Source organism: Candidatus Desulfosporosinus nitrosoreducens (assembly GCF_030954495.1).
In the GTDB taxonomy this organism is placed as follows: Bacteria; Bacillota; Desulfitobacteriia; order Desulfitobacteriales; family Desulfitobacteriaceae; genus Desulfosporosinus; species Desulfosporosinus nitrosoreducens.
Window position 1 is genome coordinate 1 of the sequence record NZ_JAVHUW010000084.1, and the last position, 22,516, is coordinate 22,516.

21 protein-coding genes are annotated in these 22,516 nt (G+C 43.4%); 15 read left to right on the plus strand and 6 right to left on the minus strand.

What is annotated here, in order from left to right; translation table 11 throughout:
* Positions 1 to 183: 183 nt before the first annotated feature.
* On the minus strand, positions 184 to 1,176 hold the full coding sequence (locus REC12_RS25725; RefSeq protein WP_308899184.1) for a DUF3231 family protein: 993 nt from the start codon (positions 1,174 to 1,176) through the stop codon (positions 184 to 186).
* 337 nt (positions 1,177 to 1,513) lie between these two features.
* Here REC12_RS25725 and REC12_RS25730 point away from each other — a divergent pair, with 337 nt between their 5' ends.
* Both REC12_RS25730 and REC12_RS25735 read left to right on the plus strand, forming a co-directional pair.
* Positions 1,514 to 2,428 (plus strand): PadR family transcriptional regulator, encoded by a 915-nt coding sequence (locus tag REC12_RS25730; RefSeq protein WP_308899186.1) that lies wholly within the window; start codon positions 1,514 to 1,516, stop codon positions 2,426 to 2,428.
* Positions 2,429 to 2,513: 85 nt separating this feature from the next.
* Positions 2,514 to 3,311, plus strand: a complete 798-nt coding sequence (locus REC12_RS25735) for an EFR1 family ferrodoxin (protein WP_308899187.1) — start codon at positions 2,514 to 2,516, stop codon at positions 3,309 to 3,311.
* A gap of 287 nt (positions 3,312 to 3,598) precedes the next feature.
* On the opposite strand, the gene REC12_RS25740 is transcribed toward REC12_RS25735, so the two are convergent.
* Together REC12_RS25740 and REC12_RS25745 are read right to left on the minus strand one after the other, a co-directional pair.
* Positions 3,599 to 4,318 carry a DUF169 domain-containing protein gene (locus tag REC12_RS25740; protein ID WP_308899189.1) on the minus strand — a complete coding sequence of 240 codons (720 nt, stop codon included), beginning with the start codon at positions 4,316 to 4,318 and terminating at the stop codon, positions 3,599 to 3,601.
* Positions 4,319 to 4,536: 218 nt separating this feature from the next.
* Positions 4,537 to 5,031, minus strand: a complete 495-nt coding sequence (locus REC12_RS25745; protein ID WP_308899191.1) for a MarR family transcriptional regulator — start codon at positions 5,029 to 5,031, stop codon at positions 4,537 to 4,539.
* A 167-nt stretch (positions 5,032 to 5,198) separates the two neighbouring features.
* On the opposite strand from REC12_RS25745, the gene REC12_RS25750 reads away from it, so the two are divergent.
* Positions 5,199 to 5,777, plus strand: a complete 579-nt coding sequence (locus REC12_RS25750) for a cyclase family protein (protein WP_308899193.1) — start codon at positions 5,199 to 5,201, stop codon at positions 5,775 to 5,777.
* Between the two features lie 121 nt (positions 5,778 to 5,898).
* Here REC12_RS25750 and REC12_RS25755 read toward each other — a convergent pair whose 3' ends face one another.
* On the minus strand, positions 5,899 to 6,540 hold the full coding sequence (locus REC12_RS25755; RefSeq protein WP_308899194.1) for a cysteine hydrolase family protein: 642 nt from the start codon (positions 6,538 to 6,540) through the stop codon (positions 5,899 to 5,901).
* 358 nt (positions 6,541 to 6,898) lie between these two features.
* Between REC12_RS25755 and REC12_RS25760 the strand changes: the two genes are divergently transcribed.
* Positions 6,899 to 7,459 carry a nitroreductase family protein gene (locus tag REC12_RS25760; RefSeq protein WP_308899196.1) on the plus strand — a complete coding sequence of 187 codons (561 nt, stop codon included), beginning with the start codon at positions 6,899 to 6,901 and terminating at the stop codon, positions 7,457 to 7,459.
* Positions 7,460 to 7,992: 533 nt separating this feature from the next.
* Positions 7,993 to 9,210 (plus strand): ABC transporter permease, encoded by a 1,218-nt coding sequence (locus REC12_RS25765; RefSeq protein WP_308899198.1) that lies wholly within the window; start codon positions 7,993 to 7,995, stop codon positions 9,208 to 9,210.
* A 348-nt stretch (positions 9,211 to 9,558) separates the two neighbouring features.
* Here the strand turns inward: REC12_RS25765 and REC12_RS25770 are convergent, their stop codons facing one another.
* Positions 9,559 to 10,155: a phosphatase PAP2 family protein gene (locus REC12_RS25770; RefSeq protein ID WP_308899199.1), complete on the minus strand. Its 597-nt coding sequence runs from the start codon at positions 10,153 to 10,155 to the stop codon at positions 9,559 to 9,561.
* Between the two features lie 351 nt (positions 10,156 to 10,506).
* Here REC12_RS25770 and REC12_RS25775 point away from each other — a divergent pair, with 351 nt between their 5' ends.
* The 10 genes from REC12_RS25775 to REC12_RS25820 all read left to right on the plus strand — a co-directional run bounded on the left by REC12_RS25775 (position 10,507) and on the right by REC12_RS25820 (position 21,521).
* Positions 10,507 to 11,472: a phosphodiester glycosidase family protein gene (locus tag REC12_RS25775; RefSeq protein ID WP_308899201.1), complete on the plus strand. Its 966-nt coding sequence runs from the start codon at positions 10,507 to 10,509 to the stop codon at positions 11,470 to 11,472.
* A 53-nt stretch (positions 11,473 to 11,525) separates the two neighbouring features.
* Complete coding sequence (locus tag REC12_RS25780; protein ID WP_308899203.1) at positions 11,526 to 12,800, plus strand: hypothetical protein; 1,275 nt, start codon at positions 11,526 to 11,528, stop codon at positions 12,798 to 12,800.
* 103 nt (positions 12,801 to 12,903) lie between these two features.
* Positions 12,904 to 13,104, plus strand: a complete 201-nt coding sequence (locus tag REC12_RS25785) for a hypothetical protein (RefSeq protein ID WP_308899204.1) — start codon at positions 12,904 to 12,906, stop codon at positions 13,102 to 13,104.
* Positions 13,105 to 13,231: 127 nt separating this feature from the next.
* The gene (locus REC12_RS25790) at positions 13,232 to 13,924 is read left to right on the plus strand and encodes a response regulator transcription factor (protein WP_308899427.1); all 693 of its coding nucleotides are present in this window, start codon (positions 13,232 to 13,234) and stop codon (positions 13,922 to 13,924) included.
* Positions 13,902 to 15,314, plus strand: a complete 1,413-nt coding sequence (locus tag REC12_RS25795; RefSeq protein ID WP_308899206.1) for a sensor histidine kinase — start codon at positions 13,902 to 13,904, stop codon at positions 15,312 to 15,314. The genes REC12_RS25790 and REC12_RS25795 overlap by 23 nt, the downstream gene beginning before the upstream one ends.
* A gap of 61 nt (positions 15,315 to 15,375) precedes the next feature.
* Positions 15,376 to 16,662, plus strand: coding sequence for a DedA family protein (locus REC12_RS25800; RefSeq protein WP_308899208.1), 1,287 nt, complete (start codon positions 15,376 to 15,378; stop codon positions 16,660 to 16,662).
* Positions 16,663 to 16,875: 213 nt separating this feature from the next.
* The gene (locus REC12_RS25805; protein ID WP_308899210.1) at positions 16,876 to 17,547 is read left to right on the plus strand and encodes a PsbP-related protein; all 672 of its coding nucleotides are present in this window, start codon (positions 16,876 to 16,878) and stop codon (positions 17,545 to 17,547) included.
* A 2-nt stretch (positions 17,548 to 17,549) separates the two neighbouring features.
* Positions 17,550 to 18,215, plus strand: a complete 666-nt coding sequence (locus REC12_RS25810) for an ABC transporter ATP-binding protein (protein ID WP_308899211.1) — start codon at positions 17,550 to 17,552, stop codon at positions 18,213 to 18,215.
* Positions 18,208 to 18,873, plus strand: coding sequence for an ABC transporter ATP-binding protein (locus REC12_RS25815; RefSeq protein ID WP_308899212.1), 666 nt, complete (start codon positions 18,208 to 18,210; stop codon positions 18,871 to 18,873). Before REC12_RS25810 ends, REC12_RS25815 begins: the two co-directional genes overlap by 8 nt.
* Positions 18,867 to 21,521: an ABC transporter permease gene (locus REC12_RS25820; protein ID WP_308899213.1), complete on the plus strand. Its 2,655-nt coding sequence runs from the start codon at positions 18,867 to 18,869 to the stop codon at positions 21,519 to 21,521. The genes REC12_RS25815 and REC12_RS25820 overlap by 7 nt, the downstream gene beginning before the upstream one ends.
* 58 nt (positions 21,522 to 21,579) lie before the next feature.
* Here REC12_RS25820 and REC12_RS25825 read toward each other — a convergent pair whose 3' ends face one another.
* Positions 21,580 to 22,347, minus strand: coding sequence for a COG4705 family protein (locus tag REC12_RS25825; protein ID WP_308899215.1), 768 nt, complete (start codon positions 22,345 to 22,347; stop codon positions 21,580 to 21,582).
* Between the last annotated feature and the right edge of the window lie 169 nt (positions 22,348 to 22,516).

Sequence of the window (22,516 nt, forward strand, 5' to 3'; positions counted from 1 at the left end):
ATAAAGAAAAATAATCCCCACTTTGCAATTAAGTGAGGATCAGAGCCTTTCTCAATTTATCCGCTGACTAATCCGCGCTAGGACTCCCGCTTCGGCAAGCGGTGAGTTAAGAGCGGCTAAGTCCCTGGATAAGGGCGACTAAGCTTCAGATGGAGTTAAAACTCCACCTGAATCAAGTCTTCTTTATCTGTTAACTGACTGCGGAGGTCTTTCCAGCCAGCCTTCTTTAATCGATAATTTTATGCCATCTAAATAATAAAACTTCAAGTCGTTGGAAATTTTGGAGATCTTCAAGATCAAATCATTTCTAAGGCATGAGGTTATGGCCTGGGTTATCATAGTAAAACATAAAGTGCCTAAACACATATTGGCAAAGAAGAGCATTAATTTATCGGAAAAAGGAGAGGCCTTGATATCAGCTATCTGAAAATCACTTGAGGCTGACACCGGAATATTTTCTTTGTCCAGAACATGAGTTAATACGTCTAACACTCTCTGCACTTCATCTCTGCCTCTGCTGAAGTGCTGCGAAATATGGTTGGACTTAGACAACTTGCTAAAGGATACGAGGATCATTTTGGAGAACTGTGCCCGGTTGATTATTTTGGAGAGATTAGCAATCTCGCTGACATTAATAGGTCTGGCCTCACCGAAAATGCCGCTTAAAAAGCTCATATCATTTACTAAATCGACATCGTTGTCGATAGTTACTTTGGGGAAGCTTAAATGAACCCCCTTGGATATCTCAAGTTCAATCATAAGATTTTGCATCTCAATATTATGTTCCAGGCTGGATTGAAAATACTCTCTGACATCGTTCCTGACACAATCAAACAGGGCGCTTGCATAAACATTTATTGAGAATAAAATCAGGTCATAGCAGAAGAACAAAATAAAAGTATCGGTAAATACTTTTGGTTCTTTCAAGCAGACGTCATCCTCTGTAAATCCCAAGGGAATAGAGATATTTTCCCCGGAGAGGAGATCCGTAAGGTAATTGATGCCCTTTTCGCGCTGATTTAGCATCTTGCCGATAAGTCTCCTGATTTCACCGTCTTCTACGGTTTCCAATAAATATTCGAGAAATCTAATTTCCATACTGTTTTTCATAAATGCAGTCCAAAGGCTGGAAATCTCGTTGGCTGTCAAGGCTTCCTTGCTCAGTTCAAGCCGCATAATCTCAACTCCTTTCAGTTATTATTACTCAAAGGACATATTTTATTTAGGAAATAAACCTGTAAAATCTCAGAGAAATTCCGCGCGGGGAAGAAACGTCACATTAACCATTAAATCACGGACAGATCACAGATAGAGCACGGAGCAAGCACCCCTCAAGATGTCCCAACTATATCAAGTCCTGCAAATCGTTGCGGGGCTGTTTTTTACAAATTTTCCAGAAAGCCTGACTTTAACCTGTTTGACAGGTGAGAGGTGAGAAGTGTTTAAAGCTGTTGACATCATCATTTATCATATGTTATTATTAACATATGATAAATGATAGAGGTGCTGCACAATGTCAATTAAATACGCGATTTTAGGAATTTTAAGCTGCAAGTCCTTAACCGGATACGATTTGAAAAAAATTATTCAGGATTCGCCTTTCATGCATTGGTCCGGCAACAATAATCAAATCTATAAATCTTTAGTAGAGCTTTTAGATGAAGGCTATGTGACAAATGAAGTTCAGCATCAGGAAAGCTCTCCTTCCAAAAAAGTTTATACAATTACTAAAGAGGGATTAGCCGAGCTCAAGGAATGGGTGCTTATTTCGCCTGAGCCTCCGGAATTTAAAAAACCATTTTTAGTCCAGCTTGCCTGGGGGGATCAACTGAATGCCGGTGAGCTAAGTGCTTTATTGTCTCAATACGCATATGAAATCAAAATGCAGATTTTAGCGCAGCAGGAAATAAGACGCAGGGGCAGTTTTTCTCCCGCCAGGACTCCAAGAGAAGAACTTATATGGAAGATGATTCACCAAAATATCATCTCTTCCTACGAAAATGAGTTGGAATGGCTGAAAAAGCTGGGCACTGAGCTTGGCGACTATAACGGGGAGGCCAAAACAATGAATTATGCTGTTATCGAAAAAAACGCTCAAAAATATATCGAATGTGCCTCAGCAGCAACACCAATCCGCAATGAGCAAAACGCCTTGGATTTAATTGGCGCTTGTTTTGAGAATGACACCAATCGCTTAATGATTGGCGCGGAAGCCTTGGAGGATGATTTTTTCAAGCTGAGGACAGGACTGGCGGGAAGCATATTGCAAAAATTCGTAAATTACCATGTAAAAACAGCGGTTCTGCTGGCAGACCCCCAGGAAATTAAAGGGAAATTCAAAGAGCTTTGGGCTGAGGCTAATAAAGGAAACAGCTTTCGGCTATTTAATAACCGCACTGAAGCTGAAAACTGGCTTATAAATTCATAGCAAAAGGACAAACATAAAATGTCCTGCTAATTGTTTCCTGGAAACTTAATGGTTTTAAGCAATTTAGCCATAGAAAGGAATTCAGATGAATACCACAATATTCTACTTTACAGGTACGGGCAACAGCTTGAAAGTGTCTAAAGATCTGGCACAATACCTTGAGAATGTAAAGTTAGTGCAAATCAGACAGGAAAGGCTATCTCAACCGCTGGTTACTGATGCGGAGGTTATTGGTTTCATATTGCCGACAATTTTTAGCGGCATACCCAAACTGGTAGGTCAATTTATCCAACATTTGGAGATCGTCGGCTCATCGCCCTATATCTTTGTCGTTTCCACCCATGGAGACCGCCAGGGTGCGGGAATTGTTTCCGAGCAAATTGCCAGGCTTCTGGCCGCCAAAGAGCTTGCTTTAGCGGCATGTTTTGCTGTGCAAATGCCGCATAATGTGCCGGCAAGGGATCATCTGACAACGGCACAAGAGAAAAGTCGACTCTTCGCCGACGAAGCCAGGCAAATTCCTCAGATTGCGGAGAGCATCCGTAAATTCCAAAGGATTCCGCCTAAAAATAAAAAACTCAAGAGCTTCTTTGAACGTCTAACGTATAATGGCGGTTATAATTCGGCCAAAACCTCCTTGGATAAAGGTTTTTATGTGGAGGAAAGGTGTGTCAGTTGTTCAAACTGCAGTAAGATTTGCCCGGCTCATAACATCGAAATGGTTAATGGCAAGCCGAAATGGAAGTCGGAAAATTGTCAATTCTGCTTTGCCTGTCTGCAATGGTGCCCCCAGAGGGCGATTCAATACAAGAAGGGAACTATAGGCGTGGAGCGTTACCACCATCCGGAGATAAAAGCAAGTGAATTATTTTACACTGAATAGTGAATAAGGAATAGCTGCCCCGCAAAATCTATTCCGCAAAAACGCCCCCTAAAACAACAATCTGTAAAACAATCTGAAAAAGGCGATCCCTTTTTACCGTCTGCCGGTGCTGCGCTAAGCAACAGGGTGTCTACCTTGAAAATTCCAGATTGCGCTGGTAACCCGCGGCAGCCGGGGGCTGAGCAAAGGCTCCGCCTTAGCGATACATTAAAAGCTTGACGAGTAGTAAAATCGTCAAGCTTTCTATTTCCGCGAGTATCCTAAACTTGCTGCGAAGTTGCGGGTGTCTAACGGTCCCTTAATTTTAGCCATTCTTCTTTGGTCAGGAAACTTTCCTCCACTTCCGCTTCCAGTTCAACAAAGCGTTTGTAGGGGAGGCTAAAGGTCAACAAGTCCTTGTCTATAAAACGCCGCGCTGAAATATCCGTAAGTCCGACGATCGCTTTGGGGTTATCCAAGGAATTTTGGGCAATGGTTTCGAGGATTGTTTGGTGGCAGCCGGCAGCAGAATAGAGGATGGCATTGTCTTTGGTAGGTCTGTCATAGTTGGCAAACATGACACAGGCTGAAAGCTGGTCCGGGTTAACAAAGAAAATGACAGCTTGAGGATGTTCATCTTCGCCGACTTGATTTAAAGGTTTGAAAACAACATAGTTTGTGGGGATTTGAACCTTAGGAAGCTGTGCTGTAAAACCTCGGGCCATTTCCGGGTTTTTGCGGTGAAATTCTCCCGGAATATTGCGCTCAGGCAATCCTGTGGAAAGAAAATATTCAATATAGCCAGGCTCGAAACTTTGGAAACCAAGGCCGACGGCCCCGCCGCGGCAGCCGGTGGTTTTTTCATCGAAGACGGCAGTGTGGCCTTGGGCCGCTTTAAATAGAACTGAAGCCACACAGCCCCATTTTCCCTCCTTAAATTGGATGGCTCCTGCGGGCTTTTCATTTGACCAGAGAACGGCAACCGGTGAATATTTGCTTTTGATAGCTGCGGCAATTTTACTTTCCATACAGATCTCCCTCCTTAAAATATACTGCTCAATAAGTTCGCTCCGGCTTAAGCAAATCCTGTCGCTGAAATGCAAATATTTCGAAAATTATTTGTACGCTTGCTAAAAACCAGGCGTAAAGAGTGGATTCAATCACGTTTACACATGGTTTTTGTAAAAACTTAAAAAATACTGGCAGGCAACAGTCCTATTTTTTTCTGGCGCAGCCCTGTCCAGGTCTAGAGCTTCGTCAATAAATCATCTAAAAAATTACCGATTACCTGTAATTCATCTTTGCCGTATTGAGTCAGAATAGCTATGATTCTTTCATTTTCCAGGTCGTGGAGTTGTTTATGGATTTCATAAATTTTTTTGCCAGGGGCTGTCAGGGTATAATAAATTTCTTTGCGGTTGTCTTCCAGGTGATTTGCTTTGATGAGTTCTTTTTCCAATAATTTAGAAGTTATTTTGGAGATAGCCCCTTTGGTCATACTCAATTCCTTGGCAATAAAGGTGGCATTGGGCAATTGGCGTTTTCCGATACAATCAATAACGTGAATTTCCGAAAGCATGAGGTTTTTGGTTAAGATGAATTTATAATCGTGTTTATCAGATTGGCTCAGTAAATCTGTAAACGATTTTTCATGGCTTTCCGCGTAATCGTTGATAAGATCAAAAAAGGATACTAATTTATTGATGATCACAGTTATCTCCCGTGCCGGTGCGTTGTTCATTCTGGGGAACTCCTTTGCTGATTTTAGTTTCGGTGGAAACGATATAATTATACAACAACCATAATTTCCTGTAAATAGCGGCAAAATAATAGTTTACAAGGAAATAATACTGTGTTAATATCATATTATTTCCTGGGAAATTAAATTTTTAGTTGGGAGGCATCCGTATGAGATATGATTTAAGCTTTAAAGTTGATAAAAAAGTACTGGAAGCGCTGGGGATATTTGCGCAAAGTGTTGGCCAGAGTACAGAGAAAGCCGGTCACGTTGGGACTCATTTCGATGTTATGGATAAGGAATTTCCCCTGGAAAAGATGATCACCAAAGGCAGAGTCTTTGATGTAAGCAACCTGAAAAGCGGAGAAGTGAACCTCAAAGATATCGATTTGAGCCTCATACAACCCAATGATTTTGTCATGTTTTACTCCGGAATCTTAAAAAAATATGGTTATGGGACAAAAGAATACTTTTCCACTTATCTTGAGCTTGCCGATGAATTAATCGACGCCTTGATTGCCCAAAAAGTGAGTTTTATCGGAGTAGACATGGGAGGCGCCAAACAGCCTAAAGACCATCCAAGGATTGATCAGTATTGCGCCGATAGAGGAATATTTATCATTGAAAATCTTAACAATCTGGATTTGCTCTCTGAGGAGACAAAAGGCAAACCCTTTACCGTCTATACTTTTCCCGTGAATATGAGCGGATTTTCGGGGCTCCCTTGCAGAGTTGTGGCGGAAACCTGATCTCTCCTGGCTTCGTACAGCTCATTTTTAAAATGAAAAGGGATAACTAAAGGCAACAAAGGCAAGGGACATAAATCAGACCTTGCCTTTGTTTTCCTCCATGACGTTAATGCTTGAAAAGCTATTCTTGATAAGCTTTCACCAGTTCGGCAGTTGACATAAGCTTGACCTCAATATTTGCCATTTCCTCAAGCCCTTTAGCATAGAGCTGGGACATTGCGTCACGGGCCAGTATGATTTTAAAATCTCTCTCACTTGCCTCGTATATACTGGTTCTGGGACAATTAGGGAAATTGCAGCCTCCGAAAATCAGAGTGTCAACCTGGCGTTCCCGCAAAAACGTTTCTAAGTCTGTTTTATAAAAAGCGCCCCAGCGCGGTTTATACATAATCCACTCCTGGTCGCCGCATTGTTGAAATTCACCTTTTAAAAGCAAAGGAAAATCTAAAAAGGTTTTAGGCGGTGTTAAAGCGTCAAGAATTTCCGCACCTTCGGAAAAAGGCGTGACAATTTTATGGCCTGATTGCACAACCGATTTCCGGCATAAATCAACATTCGAACCGTCTTCTTCATATAACCGGATCACATGGATGATGGGAACCCGGGAGATTCTGGCCTGGTTCAATAAGGTGACGAGATTATCTTGGAGAGCATAGCTTCCCTTTATTTCAGCAATGGCCTTAGGCAGTACGAAATCATTTTGCATGTCAATTATTATAATTGCCGAAGATTTTAAGTTTGGTTCCGTATAATTATTCTTCACCGTTAAATTTGCCCCCTCTTTTCCGCTGAATAAGGCCTAAGCCTAGCTGCCTCTTGCCGTCCACTGTTCAGGAATTATCATTGCGATAGTCTTTCTCTAACATCAATTATAGCGCAACTTTGAGGAAAAAGAGCACCCCTTGAGTTATGGAGCAAATATAACCGTAGTAAATACCGGCCTGACTAACATATCAGGCAATTAATGCCGCTAAAGGTTTTGGGTTAAATTAATGTTTGAAGGATTAATTAGTATTTGAATACTTGACAGCTGTAAGGCAATATGAAGACTATAGTTTAAAGCTTTGCAGACCGTTAAACTAAAATTTAAGCTTTCCGGAGAAATGAGGGAGGAATTCATCATGGACAATCCAACCCTGAGAGTCATCAGACAGCGCAGAAGCATTAGGAGTTTTAAGGATGAAAAAATAAAGGACGAAGAGTTAAAGGCCATTGTGGAAGCAGGAAATTATGCCCCTTACGCGGAGGAAGGATCACGGTATATCACGGTGATTCAAAATAAGAACTTGTTGCATAAGCTAAACTCTATCGCAAAAGAGGTTGCCCAAACTATGGCTCTTGAAGGTTTACGGAAATTAGGCCGTGATGAGAACTTTCATAGCCTCTATGGTGCCCCCACGCTTCTTATTATTTCCGGCAGGGAACAATCGGTAAGTCCTGAAGCGGATTGTGCGGCGGCAACCCAGAACATTCTGCTTGCCGCCGAGTCTATGGAGATAGGATCATGCTGGATATTTTTCGACCTGCTTGCCTTTTTTTCACCGCAAGGCGCTGAATTGAGGTCTGAACTAAAAATACCCGCCGGTTTTAAGCCCTATACCTCAGTGGCTCTTGGCTATAAAAACAGCAGGGAAGACGATATGCCGGACCGGAATCTGAGCAATGTTACCTTCGTTAGATGATGGGACGTAGGGCAATTAAAAACTGTTATTATGTTAAAAGGAGAGCGTTAAGCCCTCCTTATTTTGTTTACTCCGATAAGAGTGGGTCTTAAACAAAACCAGAGCAAGGCAAAAAATCCGAAACAGAACAGGAGATAAACTCCTCCTATATAATGCTCCATAATATGGAAAGTATCGATGCCTCGTAAATAAATTGGCCAAAACCATACTTTTACATAGGGTGCTTCGGTTGGGAAGCTCTGAATGATTGAAGAGTGAGTTAGTCTTTTGCGTGATATATGTTACTATTTCTAAGTTTTTTCTAAGATAAAAATGTTAAAGTTGTTTGAAAAATATAGTAGGGGATTGAGAGTGGGGAGAAACAGATGAAGGAGTTGTCACCTTGGGACGGTTAACTGGGCGAAAGGTGGAAGGGATACGTCCATCTTGGGGGGCAAAATGGCTCTTTGGTTATGGTTGAAATATCGAAAGAAGGAAGCAGTTCTTTGGAACGAATAAACAAGATGAAATGATTGGTGGAAGGAGGAGAAAAGTTGAACCTTTTTGAAAGTATTAGGATTTCCGTCAGAGCTTTGAGAGCAAATAAACTAAGGTCGGCTCTGACAATGCTTGGGATGATTATCGGTGTAGCAGCGGTCATAGCTATGGTAGGTATCGGTAATGGAGCAACTGCACAAATAACATCTCAAATTCAAGGATTAGGTTCAAATCTTCTCACGGTTAGCCCGGGTCAATCTAACTCGGGTGGGGTTAAGGGGGGAGCGGGAAGTTTAACAACCTTGACTATTACGGATTTAGCTAAGATTCAAGTTGGAACGACCGTGAAAGCAGTAGCACCCTATACAGATAATGACTATCAGGTGGTATATGGTGCAGGAAATACGCTAACCCAAATTAGTGGAACCAATGAGAGCTATCAAATTATTAAAAACGTTACCATAGCCAGCGGCCGATTCATTACCAAAGAAGATGTTGATAGAAATGCACGTGTTGCGGTACTCGGTCCTACCGTAGTTACAAATCTTATGGGAGATCCTGACGCCAATATCATTGGCAAAACGATCAAGATAAAAGGTGTGCCTTTTCAAGTAATCGGCGTGACAACCAGTACCGGGTCAACTGGTTTTATGAGTAGTGACGATATGATTCTTGCTCCTATTACAACCGTTCAAGAGCGCTTAATTGGAAGAAAGACGTTGCGTAGTATTTTAATCTCAGCTACATCGGCAAATGAGATGCAAGCGGCACAAGATGAAATTACGCTGGATATGCGCAAAGCTCATAAGATAAAGGATGGCCAAGTAGATGATTTCTCGATTCAGAATCAAGCGGATGTGTTGGCTTCTATGCAAGGAGTCACTCAAACCCTAACAATGCTTCTTGGAGGAATTGCGGGGATTTCACTACTGGTCGGGGGAATTGGGATCATGAATATCATGCTTGTTTCAGTGACAGAACGAACTCGCGAGATTGGTATTCGGAAGGCTATCGGGGCTAAAAACAACGATATTCTGTTGCAATTTCTCATTGAGACAATCGTCATAAGTATTTTGGGAGGTGGGATTGGTATTATTCTTGGTTCCGCTGGGTCTATTCTAATCGGGTCTGCTTTAAAGATGAGTACTAGTATTTCAATAACATCAGTGTTAATAGCCTTTGGCTTTTCGGCCGTGATTGGTATTATTTTTGGAGTATTCCCAGCTCGAAAAGCCGCATCAATGGATCCAATTGATGCGCTAAGGTTCGAATAAGTTGAGACGGCTTCGAACACGTCCTCTATTTCGCTTTTCTCGGCTATATTCAAATAAATTGCTTGTCCTATTTAACTGGCTCTTATCGGAAACGATGGGGGCCTTCCGTTTAGTAATAAAATTGTTGGGCAAATAATAGAAAATGCAAGTCCCTAACGCTAAACGCTATTATGGGCTTGCACAGTTTGATTATGGAATTAGGGTTGTCAAGACTTAGTTGGATATAAAAAAGTTAAGAGTTTTTTCAATACCTTTTGGATAATTCGAATATATGGTTTTAGCATTAATTAATTGTCCTTTGAACCAGGCCAGATTCAAAGGGCTTCATTATTTCTCTTGGTTTCATTACTACTTTGAATCATTATGTTCACTTATTCCATAATGGAATAAGCGAAGTCCAAAATCTGTGAGTGGCTGAAAGAAGGAACTAAACTTCCAAAGTAATCGTCCGCAGAGCGTACCAATAATAATTCCGGCAATGACATCGGTCGGCCAGTGTACTCCCACATATAGGCGGCCGATGGCGTTAAGTACTGCTAAGATAGTAAAACTGATCGTAATCCATTTAGGGGCTTTTCCCCAGGATGCTGCAGCAAATCCAAAGCTCCCGGTTGTATGATCGCTTGGAAATGAAGCATCCGCAGTATGGGGAATAAGCTGAGTGAACGTACCCTTAGGAAGTACAGTAAAAGGGCGTGGCCGGAAGTAGAGGTGTGATAGAAGGATGTTGATGATTAGCCCTAACACACCGGACAATCCCATAATGAGCAGGGCATGCCGCTGCCTGGCTTCAGACTTTGGCAGGGTAAACCAGGCAATAATAAATAGAATAATATAAACTTCGAGAGAGTATTGGGCGAAAAAGGGAAAGATCCTGTCAAGCAGCACATGATGACCGGCAAATTGGTTAAACATATGGTATCCCTGAAGGTCAAACGAGTTCATATACGGGGTCCTCCTTAAAATAAGTTACAAGTGTCTAGGTAGTTTCTTTGCCAAAGGAAAATATCGGTTTTTAGTACAGATAAGATGATACAATATAAACCTTTATTTTGCCTTAAAATTATTAAATTTTTTTTATTTATAACTGGTTAGATTTTAACCAGTAAGCTTTGCTATTAACCCTAACTGCTTATTATTTTCTTAGGATAGAGAGCCGTGAATGTGGCTCTTTTTTGTGTTCAACAATTTTCGCTATTTTTCATCTTGCTTTAATCTTTGAATGGTAAAATAGCATAGCCTTGGGGTCTAAGCTTTACCAAGTGATTTAGTTAGAAAAGGAGAAGAAGAGATTTCATGAAAAGCAAGCGCAGAATTCGATTGAAAGCTATGATAGCGTTTTTAGCCTATAATATTATCCTTGTTGGATTGCTTGCTCCTTTTGTGTTGTTCTGGGGCCCTTTTCAGGCGCTCAAAACAATGGCGGTTGGCTCAGTTTATACCTCACGCCATCCTCAGGTTGTCAAGGCTTTTCTTTCCCAGACAGAAATAGACAGGATTATGAACCTTAATAATTCTCAAGGAGTAAATAACGGTGGAACGATTGGGCGTAAAAAGGTGATGGCTGATACAGGTTCAGGTATTACTATCGAAGATATTCAAGGGCCAAATTTCAAAGGGAAAGTGATGCTGATCAAGGACCCCCAACGAATAAAAGTGGCAGTTACTAAAGAAATTGGGATAACGGGAGAGAGGGTCAGCGATCTTGTCAAAGACACGGGAGCGGTTGCCGGCATTAATGCAGGTGGGTTCTATGATCCAAATGGTAAAGGTAACGGAGCATTTCCGGACGGTTTAACAGTGCACGGTGGAAACATAGTCCACAATAACGTGGGCAATAAGCCTGTTAATATTGTGGGGTTTAATGATCAAGGGAAATTAATTGTCGGCAATATGGCAGCTACTCAAATATCAGAGAAACATATCCTTGAAGCTGTTACCTTTGGCCCCAATCTTATAGTAGGTGGAAAACCCATTATTTCGGGGGACGGTGGCTGGGGGATTGCACCTCGTACGGGAATCGGACAAATGGCTGATGGAACTGTTATTTTTGTGGTTATTGATGGCCGACAACCGACTTGGAGTCTGGGAGCAACCTTGCGTGACCTCATGAATGTCTTCGCTAATTATCATGCTGTAACTGCAGTCAATCTAGATGGTGGTTCTTCGTCAGAACTTGTCTATAATGGCCAAGTAGCGAACAAGCTTTGGGATATTTTTGGCGAGCGCTATATTCCTACTGCTTTTATCGTTACCCCATAGGCTATGTAGTTATCTTAAGTTTTCAGGAAGGTTTGAAAAAGGAGAAATCTGGTATGAGGAAGAAATTACGTATCGCTTTCGTTTGGACATTGATCTCAGTACTTTTGCAATATGGAGGTTACTGCATTCTAAATAACCAAGTTCAAAAAGTTATATCCCCTCCGCCTGCGTCCGGCATTCCACTGATTACGACCCAGCTCAAAGCCAATATCCCTGACATTGAGCTTTCAGATGTCAAAATTTCTTACGCTAAAGACTACTTGGCTTATGAGGAAAATGGTACCTTGAAAGTTTTTAATCTTAAAAAGAACAAAATAGTTTTTCAAAAAGCGCCGCCCTCCGCCAGTGATAAAAGTTTAGGTGTACTTACGTACCAATGGTTGCCGGACCGCAATACATTACTGTATTTTTATGCCAGGAAAAATCCCGATCCAGTTAGCTATGTTACTGTTTATCCTCCTAAAACTACGATTCAGGTACCGTCATCAGCTTATGGTTCAGCTCCGGTACCACCGAAAACAGAAGATCCCAATCAAAAAATTTTGCACGAAGTTTCAAAAACAGTGACTAAGGAGGTAACTGCAGCGCCTCATCTTGAAAGGCGGTATGGGAATGCGCAAATCACAGAGCTCTACTCCCTGGATCTTCCCAATAGTAACGAAAATGCTGCTCCTGACGATCGGTTTAATCAAACAATTGATGCCTTTCCGGCAAGGGGCAAAATTAAAAACTTGGTTGTTTCCACGTCCACCAATTTGATATACCTCACTGTAAAAGATGCTTCTAGAGAATTGCTATTAGAAATAGATGTGATGAAAAACGTTCGAACTCTAAGCCAGTCGGGGGAGACGATTGACAATATGGCTGCCTCGGATCGTTATGGAACTCTTTTTCTGGACAGTAGAGAAAGTGGTGCCCGTCGGATCATCGCTTTAGATAGCGCAAAGCGTCCGATCATTTCCGAAAATAGTAATGATGGAATATTGGGTATTAAAGATGGAAAAGTGTATATTGGGGAGATACAAAATAACCAACTTATAAAAATTAAAACAACATCCGATCTTATCCATATGAGGAATAACCCTTCACTGGCGACCGAGTGGGAAGGTGCGATTCCATTTAACAACAGCTCGTGTGCGGTGATTGGCACTAAAGGACAAGTGATCGTTTATGATCAGCAGAAAGCCTATATTGATACAGCGGGCCATCTGACAGAGGTTCAATTACACGGGGATGAGAATTACATCTCTGATGATGGCTCTGAGCTCATTCGACTCACAAAGCAAAGAACATCCACTTTAGTAGAGGTACAACCACTCCAGTACTAAGAGTCATAGAGCCAGCGAAAACTTCTTCGCTGGCTTTTAATGATGGTTTAATCTTCTTTTAATGTTAAAGCGCTAAGATAAGCTTAGAAAGGAGATGAATTACATGATTGCATCAATCGGAAGTAACCATATGTTATCCAAAATGACATTGGTGAACCAAAATGTCATGGCCAAAAAGGGCACGAGTGAAGAAGCAAAGGAAAGTATGAGTGAGAAGATAGCTGAAACTCAGTCCTTATCAGCTAAAGCGACAAAAATTAAGAATCCAACATATCTAGGAAACAAGATTGACCGTCTAGCTTAACTCAGTACGCGGGGGGGGGGTTCAGAGCCGCATCATTATGTGCTCTGAACCTTTGACCAGAGGAGCGAGAAGAGTTCGGGACAACATTTACAATCGAGATAGTCCACGAAGGAGGAATTATGTGAAGATGCCGGAAACAGAGCTCGATATATTATTGATTGAAGACGACCATGCTATTGCCAAAGTAATAGCCTTGGAATTAGGACATCAGGGACATCGGGTTGCGCTTGCCGCTGATGGTAGGACGGGGCTGGATTTGGCCTTAGCGCAGGAGTGGAACGTGATTCTCTTAGATCTTATGCTGCCTTTTCTCAATGGTTATGAAATTTGCAAACAAATTCGCACCCGCAAGGATATCCCGATTCTGCTTCTGACCGCCAAAGACGAAGTTCAGGATAAAGTCTTTGGCTTGGATCTTGGTGCGGACGATTATTTAACAAAGCCGTTTGCTATGGATGAATTAATGGCTCGGATTCGTGCGGTATTACGACGTAAAAATCCCCCGGTTAAAAATTCAGGACATTTAAAGTTCCGGGAACTTGAACTAAATACTCAGGCCTATCAAGTCTATTTTAAAGGTGAGGAAGTAAGTTTAACCAAAAAAGAATTTGAATTGTTGACATTGTTCTTAGAGCATCCGAACCGTGTTCTATCGAGAGAGCATATTTTGGAAAATGTCTGGGGTTTCGATTATTATGGGGAATCAAATGCTGTAGACGTTTACGTTCGTTTTTTACGTGGCAAAATTGATGATCGCTTTCAAGTACATTATTTCCATACAGTTAGGGGAGTCGGCTATGTCTTGCGCGCCGAAGACTAAGCTGATTGGGAAGCTGCGTTTCCCCCAAATTAAATGGGGTCTAGCCTGGAAAATTACTCTTTGGTATATTTTGCTGCTTCTTTTGACGGTGCTCATTCTTTCGACTATCACGTATTGGGGTAATAGCCAAGATTTACATAAAGAAAAGCAACAAGTCCTTGAGAGTACTGTTACTCGTGTCCTTGGCTCGCTGGATGATCAGATGGAAGGGCAGGCAGTGAATATTCATGATCCTGAGGTTTTAAATGACGATGTACCTAAAGGTGTAACCATACAATTAACTTCTTTGCAGGGGAATGTATTACAAAAGAAAGGTAATGTCAACGTTTTGCTTCCGATCGAACAACAGACAGGTCCTGAAATTCGCAATTTTAATGGCAAAGATGTCTATTATATGGCTCGACCAATCATGTTTGGCGGGAAACAAATAGGTACGCTTCAAGGTGCGGCAGATTTGGAAGATATAGAGCTGGCCCAAACCGTGCTCTTACGCCAATTGCTATGGCTGGGTGGATCAGCTTCGTTGTTGGCTTCTATCGGAGGATTAATTTTATCTCGTAAAGTGCTTGCGCCTTTAGAAGAGTTGAATCGGGAAATTTCCCTGTTAACAGCCAATGATCTTAACCGACGTCTTTCCTTGCGGGGAAATAAGGATGAACTCGATCTAATAGGCCAAAATTTCAATCATATGTTGCAAAGGTTGGAAACTTCTTTTCAGCAGCAAAAGCAATTTGTGGCAGACGCTTCCCATGAACTTCGAACTCCTTTGATGGTTATTCGCGGGCATGCAGATATTTTGCAACGCTGGGGAGCTGAAGATCCTGCCGTTGTGCGTGACTCAGCAACAGCTATGGTTGAAGAAACAAAGATGATGACGAAATTAGTGGAAAATCTGTTGACCTTGGCTCGGGAGGAGTTGCATTTAACCTTGGTTTCTCTTAATTTGAGCGAGCTCATTATTGAAAGCGCCAGGGGTCTGCCCTTTCTTTGCTCGTTCGTGGTTAAATATGATCTGCTTCCAGATATCGAGTTAAAGGGGGATGCTCTCTACCTTAAACAACTTATCAGAATCATCCTGGAAAATGCCGGAAAATATGTGCCATCAGGCGGGATAATCCGGATATTTTTACAGAAAGCCGAGGATAAAGTAAGAATTATTATCGAAGATAATGGTCCCGGTTTTCCACCTGATGCTCTGGAATTGATTTTTGACCGATTTTACCGGGTTGATGAGGCTCGTTCGCGTAAAATACCGGGACATGGTCTCGGGCTGAGTATTGCCAAGAGAATCGTTCACGCTCACGGGGGAGGAATTTGGGCGGAAAACTTAGAACCGCATGGGGCCCGGTTTTGCATAGAACTTCCCTGTAACAATGTTATTGAAGTTTAAGCTGTTTCTATTTCACGATACATGTCTTTTGGCATCATGCAGGCTCGGAAAGGAGCACTTTATGTCTTCAGGTATATTGATTCACCACGTCATTCAATATGGTTATGTAGGTCTTTATGTTATTCTTTTGCTTTCTATTTTAGGAATACCGCTTCCTGATGAATTTCTATTGACCTATGTGGGCTTCTTAAGTTTTTCGGGTCAACTAAATCCGATTTTATCGATATTGGCGTCAGCTTTGGGAAGCATCACGGGAATTACATTAGCTTATATTTTAGGTCTCCTTTTCGAAGCCAAGGTTTTAAGCTATCTAAAAAAACATGCTGGTGGTAAACGGCTGGAAAAGGTCTTGAATTGGTATCACAGGCATGGCGGAAAGCTTTTAACAGTTGGTTATTTTATACCCGGAGTTCGTCACCTTTCGGGCTATATAGCAGGATTAAGCCGTTTAGAGTACAGAAATTTTGCTTTTTTTTCTTATATAGGGGCTCTCTTATGGACAACTCTCTTTATTGTATTGGGTAGGAGCTTGGGAAGCGGTTGGAAACTGATTCTTCGCATCCTTCATCGCTATTCACTTTTACTCGGGGTCATTGGGGTAGTGATTTTTTTAGGCTTTTATCTCACATACAAGAATCATGAGCGCTGGGGAGCCTGGCTAACTGACATAGCTAGGCGTTTATCAGATCGGTATATGTCATTAGGTAAGCGGCGTCTGCTGTCAGCAGTTGGAGGGGGTATTTTTCTAACTCTTTTCATCCTTCTTATGAGTTTGATTCAGGATTTTGTTTCTCACGATGTAGCGGAATTTGACGAATTTGTAGCTTCGTGGTTAAAGTTTATCTCCCCGCCATGGATTATCCGTTTAATGCAGCATATCAATGCCTTGGGAACCTACGTGGTGATTTTTGGTGTCTATTTAATTTCAGTTGTGATTTTAGGGCGCGTTACTAAGCGATGGGCCCATATCCTGCCTTTGACATTGGCATGGGGAGGCGGGGCTATTATTGATCATCTTTTCCGCTTTGTTTTTCGTGGAGAAAATATTAACGTTTTCGAAAACATAGTTCCTTTCCAAGTTCCAAATACGGGATTTTTACTCGCAGGTCTATCATTTTATGCGGTTCTAGGTTACATCATTGGCCGTGAAAGTCCACGGTTAATCCAATTGCTTCTTTTAGTGGGAGAATTATTACTGATGACACTGTTAGGACTAAGTCTTATATTTCTGCAGATTCATACTCCTAGCGCAGTAGTTACAGCTTTAACGGTTGGTTGCTTGTGGGCTCTGGTTTGCGTCTTTCTGTATGAGTTTAATCTTTTTCGGCATAAGGGTGGCTGTCGATAACAGGCAAGCATTCCCCCGAAGATTGCGCTTAATCTTGATCTGACCAGGCCAATTCCGCCTGGTTTTATTTATTTTAAATCCTTCGTTCATCTTGCTTTAATCCGGTTGTGTTAAATTGGGCTGGAAAAGAGATGATGCACCTGATGACATTATTTCTAAGCCAGAAACGGCTGGACAATGGGAAACATTATTGAGAAGCAAGGAGGTACATAAATGTCTAAAGCAATACCGTTGTTAATTTTTGTCTCTATGATTTCGTCCACGGCGTTACTTGGTGGTTGCGGAACAAACAGTTCTCCTTCCACCAATACGCCCCCGCATATCACGTCTTCTTCAAACAAAACCAGTACAACGCAGCAGCCTCAAACGATTGTTGGGACGGGCTCAAGTCCAGAAAAACCTGTGGTACCGGAAAAAAATCCAACGGGCGATATACCGGATACTCAAGCGTTTGTAACCTATACTTCTTCAGCAGATGGGTATGAACTTGTCGTGCCGGAAGGATGGGGACGCACGACCAAGGATCATGATGTCCTATTTCAGGATAAATTAAATGGAGTGCAGGTTGCCCTTACCCAACAATCTTCCCAACCAACTGTCGCAAGTGTGGGTAACGATCAGGTGGCGGAGTTAAAGAAAACAGGAAGGGCTATCACTCTTAATAGTGTGAAGCAAGTTAATTTGCCAAGCGGTTCGGCGATTTTGATTAGCTATGACTCGAATTCAGACCCCGATCCGGTAACGGGTAAGCAGGTGCGGTTGGAGAACAGTCGTTATCTGTTTTATAAAAATGGAGAGCTGGCGGCTTTGACACTTTGGGCCCCACTGGGAGCTGATAACGTGGATCAGTGGAATCGGATGTCTGCCAGCTTTAAATGGAGGTAACTATGCGCGTTCTTGAAGCGTTTGATCTCTATCGTTTTTACCATACCGGAGATGAGGAAACTTTGGCTTTGCGCGGAGTGAATTTCTATGTGGATTCAGGAGAAATTGTGGCCGTAATGGGACCTTCGGGAAGTGGAAAATCGACCTTATTGTCCTGTCTGGCCGGATTGGATGAACCGGACGGCGGATATGTGGAGCTGTTGGGCAAACGTTTTACGAGAAGACCGGAAGCAGAACGTGCAGCAATTCGTGCCCAAGAGATAGGAATCGTACTTCAGTCGGGAAATTTATTCAATCACCTGTCGGTGGAAGACAATATTCATTTGCAAATGCAATTCGGACATAAAGTAGATGAACAACGTCTGACAATGCTGTTGAATTTGGTTGGTTTATATGAACGGCGGCAGGCTCGTCCGACCCGGATTTCAGGCGGGGAAACAGCTCGGGCTGCACTTGCGGTGGCTCTTGCTAACGACCCCAAAGTACTCATGGCTGATGAACCGACCGGAGAAGTTGATGCAGGGACAGAAAAAAAGATTCTGGACCTGTTCGAAAGTTACCGAAAAAGTGGTGGTGCCGCCATCATAGCAACCCATAGTGAAGCCCTGGCAGCTCACGCTAATCGTATTCTCAGAGTGGTTGACGGGAGGATTGTTAAGTATGCCTGAGCTACTCGTCGACGTGCAAAACGCCGGCAAGATTTATACACGTGGAGAAGTACAGGAGATCGCGTTGGTGTCGGCAACCTGTTCAGTAAAACCGGGGGATCAAATCGCCTTGGTCGGTCCCTCTGGCAGCGGTAAGTCCACTTTGCTGCATCTAATGGGAGGATTAGATCAACCCACCTCGGGCACTATTTCCTGGCCAGGACTGGGGACTTGCGAAACCCTTCGTCCCCGGAAAATCAGTTTCATTTTTCAAATGCAGAGTTTACTGCCTCCCCTGACAGTGGTCGAAAATGTTGAACTGCCACTGCTTCTGGGGCATGTTGGAGTAACCAAAGCCCGAAAAACTGCTTTGGAAACTTTGAACAGAGTGAGACTAAATAACATTGCCAATAAGCTGCCCGAGGAGCTTTCCGGTGGTCAGGCCCAGCGAGTGGCGGTGGCTCGGGCTTTAGCCAGTCGGCCACAGCTCATTCTGGCAGACGAACCTACAGGTCAACTGGACCATCCTACAGCTCAGCATTTGTTTGATGTGCTGCTTGATTCGCTGGAAGGACTTGATATAGCGTTGGTTGTGGCAACTCATGATCAGGCCATAGCCGAGCGGATGAAAACGATCTGGCAGATGCATCATGGTGTCCTGGAGGGAGCGGTATGTTAATGACATGGTTAAAAGGTATACTAACGTATCGCTTGGGACGATTGATGGGAGCAATCACCGGTGTTGCCCTCACCGTCACACTACTGGCATCTCTGGGAGCCTTTATTGCTTCGGCCGGCGCTTCAATGACCAAACGTGCCATCCAAGAGGTTCCCGTGGACTGGCAAATTCAACTTTCCCATCTTTCAGATGCTAATACGGTTAAAGAGGCGATCGGTAAGGTAACACCCTACACGGCTTTAGAACAAGTGGGATATGCTGATATGAATGGGTTGATTGCCAATACCGGTGGGTCAGTTCAAACAACGGGACCAGGGAAAGTACTGGGTATTAGTACAAACTATTGGACAAAGTTTCCCTTAGAACTTCGGCAACTCATTGGGGCGGGACAGGGTGTGCTTGTTGCTCAGCAAACAGCAGCGAACCTGCATGTCAAGCCGGGTGATCGGGTGAAAATTGAAAGGGTGGGGTTACCCCCTTGTGAAGTGATGGTAGACGGTGTTGTGGATCTTCCCAACGCAGACTCCCTCTTTCAAGCCATTGGCTTGCCGCCCGGAGCAGCACCACAGGCTCCCCCGGATAATGTACTGATGCTCCCCGAAGCGCAGTGGCAACAAGTTTTTGGACCACAAGCTGTGGTGCGGCCTGATTCAGTGCACACTCAATTCCATGTCCGGATCGGGCATGACCTACCAACTGATCCCACTGTCGCCCATCAATTTGTACAACAGTTGGCGAACAATTTGGAGGTCCGGATTGCCGGCCGAGGAATAGTTGGAGATATTCTGGCAACCCGTTTAGGGAGTGTTCAGGCGGATGCCGCTTATGGTAAAGTGCTCTTTTTGTTTTTGGGTTTGCCGGGTGCCATTCTGGCTGTTCTGCTTACCCTGGCAATTGCGGCGTCAGGAACTAATCGGCGACGTAAGGAACAAGCCTTGCTGCGGATTAGAGGAGCCTCAGTGCGGACAATATTAGGCTTGGAGGCTATCGAGGCTCTGATTGTGGCTATCGGAGGCGTGGTGATCGGGAATGTCTTGTTCCTGGGGGTTGAACGGACGTTCTTGCCGGGAAATGAGCTAATAGGTGGAAGCGCCATGTTTTGGACGATGAGTGCGTCCCTGATTGGCTTTATGTTAGCCATCACTGCCATGGTGTATCCTGCTTGGATACAGATACACCATTCCTCAGTTGTCTCTGCACAGACGACGGTAGGCCGAGGGAGCAAAGCCCTTTGGCAGCGAGTCTATCTGGACATTATTTTGCTGGTTATCTCTGGGGTTGAGTTTTGGCGAACGGCCAGTACTGGTTATCAGGTCGTTCTGGCACCGGAAGGAATAACTACAACTTCGGTGCATTTTGAAGCCTTTATCGCTCCATTGTGTCTTTGGATCGGTGCCGTTTTGCTTTCTACCCGCTTCCTGGAAGGGTGGCTGGTCAGAGGACGCAAACTGCTGGCCGGGATGCTCAACCCTATCGCCCATGACCTTTCCGGAGTGGTTTCTGCCTCATTATCCCGGCAGAGACTATTGATTGTGCGTGGGATTATCCTGATCGCCTTAGCGTTATCCTTTGCAGTATCCACGGCGGTTTTCAATACGACGTATAACGCCCAGTCCCATGTTGATGCTGAATTGACGAACGGTTCCGATGTAACCGTCGCCGGCTTGACAACGTCCGCACCAAGCACCAAACTGAACGAATTAAAAGCCTTACCAGGGGTTGCCGCCATACAGTCCATGCAGCATCGTCTGGTCTATGTGGGTAACGACTTACAGGATATGTATGGTATTGATCCGAAAGCTATCGGCAAAGTGACCAATATTGCTAACGCCTACTTTGTCGGAGGAAACGCTCAGGGAACTTTATCAGACTTAGCCAAACAACCGGACGGTGTTTTGGTCTCAGAAGAGACGGCGAAGGATTACCAACTTAACCTTGGTGACAAAATTAATCTTCGCCTTCAGAATGTTGAGGATCATCAGTATCATGTGGTACCGTTTCATTTTATCGGGATTGTCCGGGAATTTCCTACCGCACCGAAAGATTCTTTTTTGGTAGCGAATAAAAACTATATTGCTCAACAAACCGGATCAGATGCTGCAGAAATTGTGTTGATGCGGGCGACCGCTAATCCTGCGGCGCTTGCTTCGCGGGTACGAACCGCAGTTAGTTCATTGGCGGGTGCAAACGTAACTGATATTAATTCTACCCAACGAGCTATCAGCTCTGGTTTGACGGCGGTGGATCTACACGGACTTACGCGTTTGGAATTGGGACTTGCTATCTTGCTAGCCGCTGCCTCGACAGGTCTAATCCTGGCTCTTGGTTTAGCTGAACGTCGGCGTACTTTGGCTATCCTTGCTGCTCTGGGAGCTAAGAAGAGACAGCTTGGGGCATTTATTTGGAGTGAAGGTCTGGTTATTTTAACGGGAGGCAGTATTTTAGGTGTCGTATTGGGCTTTGGGGTGGCCCAAATGTTGGTCAAGGTATTAACGGGGGTCTTTGATCCACCACCTGAAATTCTTTCTATACCATGGGGCTACCTTATAATATTGGCGGCAGCGGCAATGACATCTACGGTAATTGCAATTATCGGCACTAATCATATATTTCACCGTCCGGCAGTCGAGGAAATGCGCAACCTGTGAAACTGACAAAAGCAAAACCTACAGCTAGGGATCAATAAGTTTAGCTGTAGGTTTTGTTTTATTTCTCAAGCGGGATCTCATCTCTTCGCGTTTTAGTCAAATAGATGACAATACTCAAAATTATAGCGAGGAATATCGTACTCGTTCTTACCGTACCTAAATTAATTCCGCCCTGATTGCCAGGCTGTGACAGGTAGTCACCGAGTGAGGCCCCTAGCGGACGGGTCAAGATATAGGCGATCCAGAAGGAGAATACAGAATTTAGCTTTAACATGTAATAGGCGAGGGTTACCATTCCAATTAGAGCAGCAAATAAGAGCGCTGACTTCCAGTAACCTAAACTGAAGTACTCTGCTATAAGATCACCGGCTGCTGTACCCAGGGCAAATGTAAAGAGGATTGCCAACCAGTAGAATGCTTCACGCCTGACCGTGAAAATGGAGTGAACAGACAGTGTTTTTTCCCTCATATACCAAGCTGCGAAGGTCACCAACAAAGCGAATGTGAAGATAATGGAGGTTGTCTTCAGAGAAACCCCAAAATTGTCTGTTAGGTTGTCGGTGATCAGCGTGCCGACAACGCTAATCAAGACTACGGCAAGCCAATAGATCTTTGGCTCGTACTTTTTTGACCGGAATTGAAAGAACAGGGTGATGAGCAGGAGACCACTCATGACAAAGGTCGTGACAGTCAGACCTAAGTTCAATTTTACGCTGAGGAAGTCCGCGGCAGTCTCGCCTACGGTTGTTGCCATGATTTTTATGATCCAGAACATGAGCGTTATTGCTGGGACCTTGCACAATATCTCCCGGGATGGTGTTTTCATTTTGAATCCTCCTGGTTTTTTAATAGATATACAATAACCGGGTTTAAAAAATCACTCTATACATCCAATTAAAAGCTTAATACACCTCCACTACATCAACTTAATTTGACTAAATGATTATCTTATTCTATCTTTCCCCAATAAGATTAAAGGAAAATAAAAATAGCCT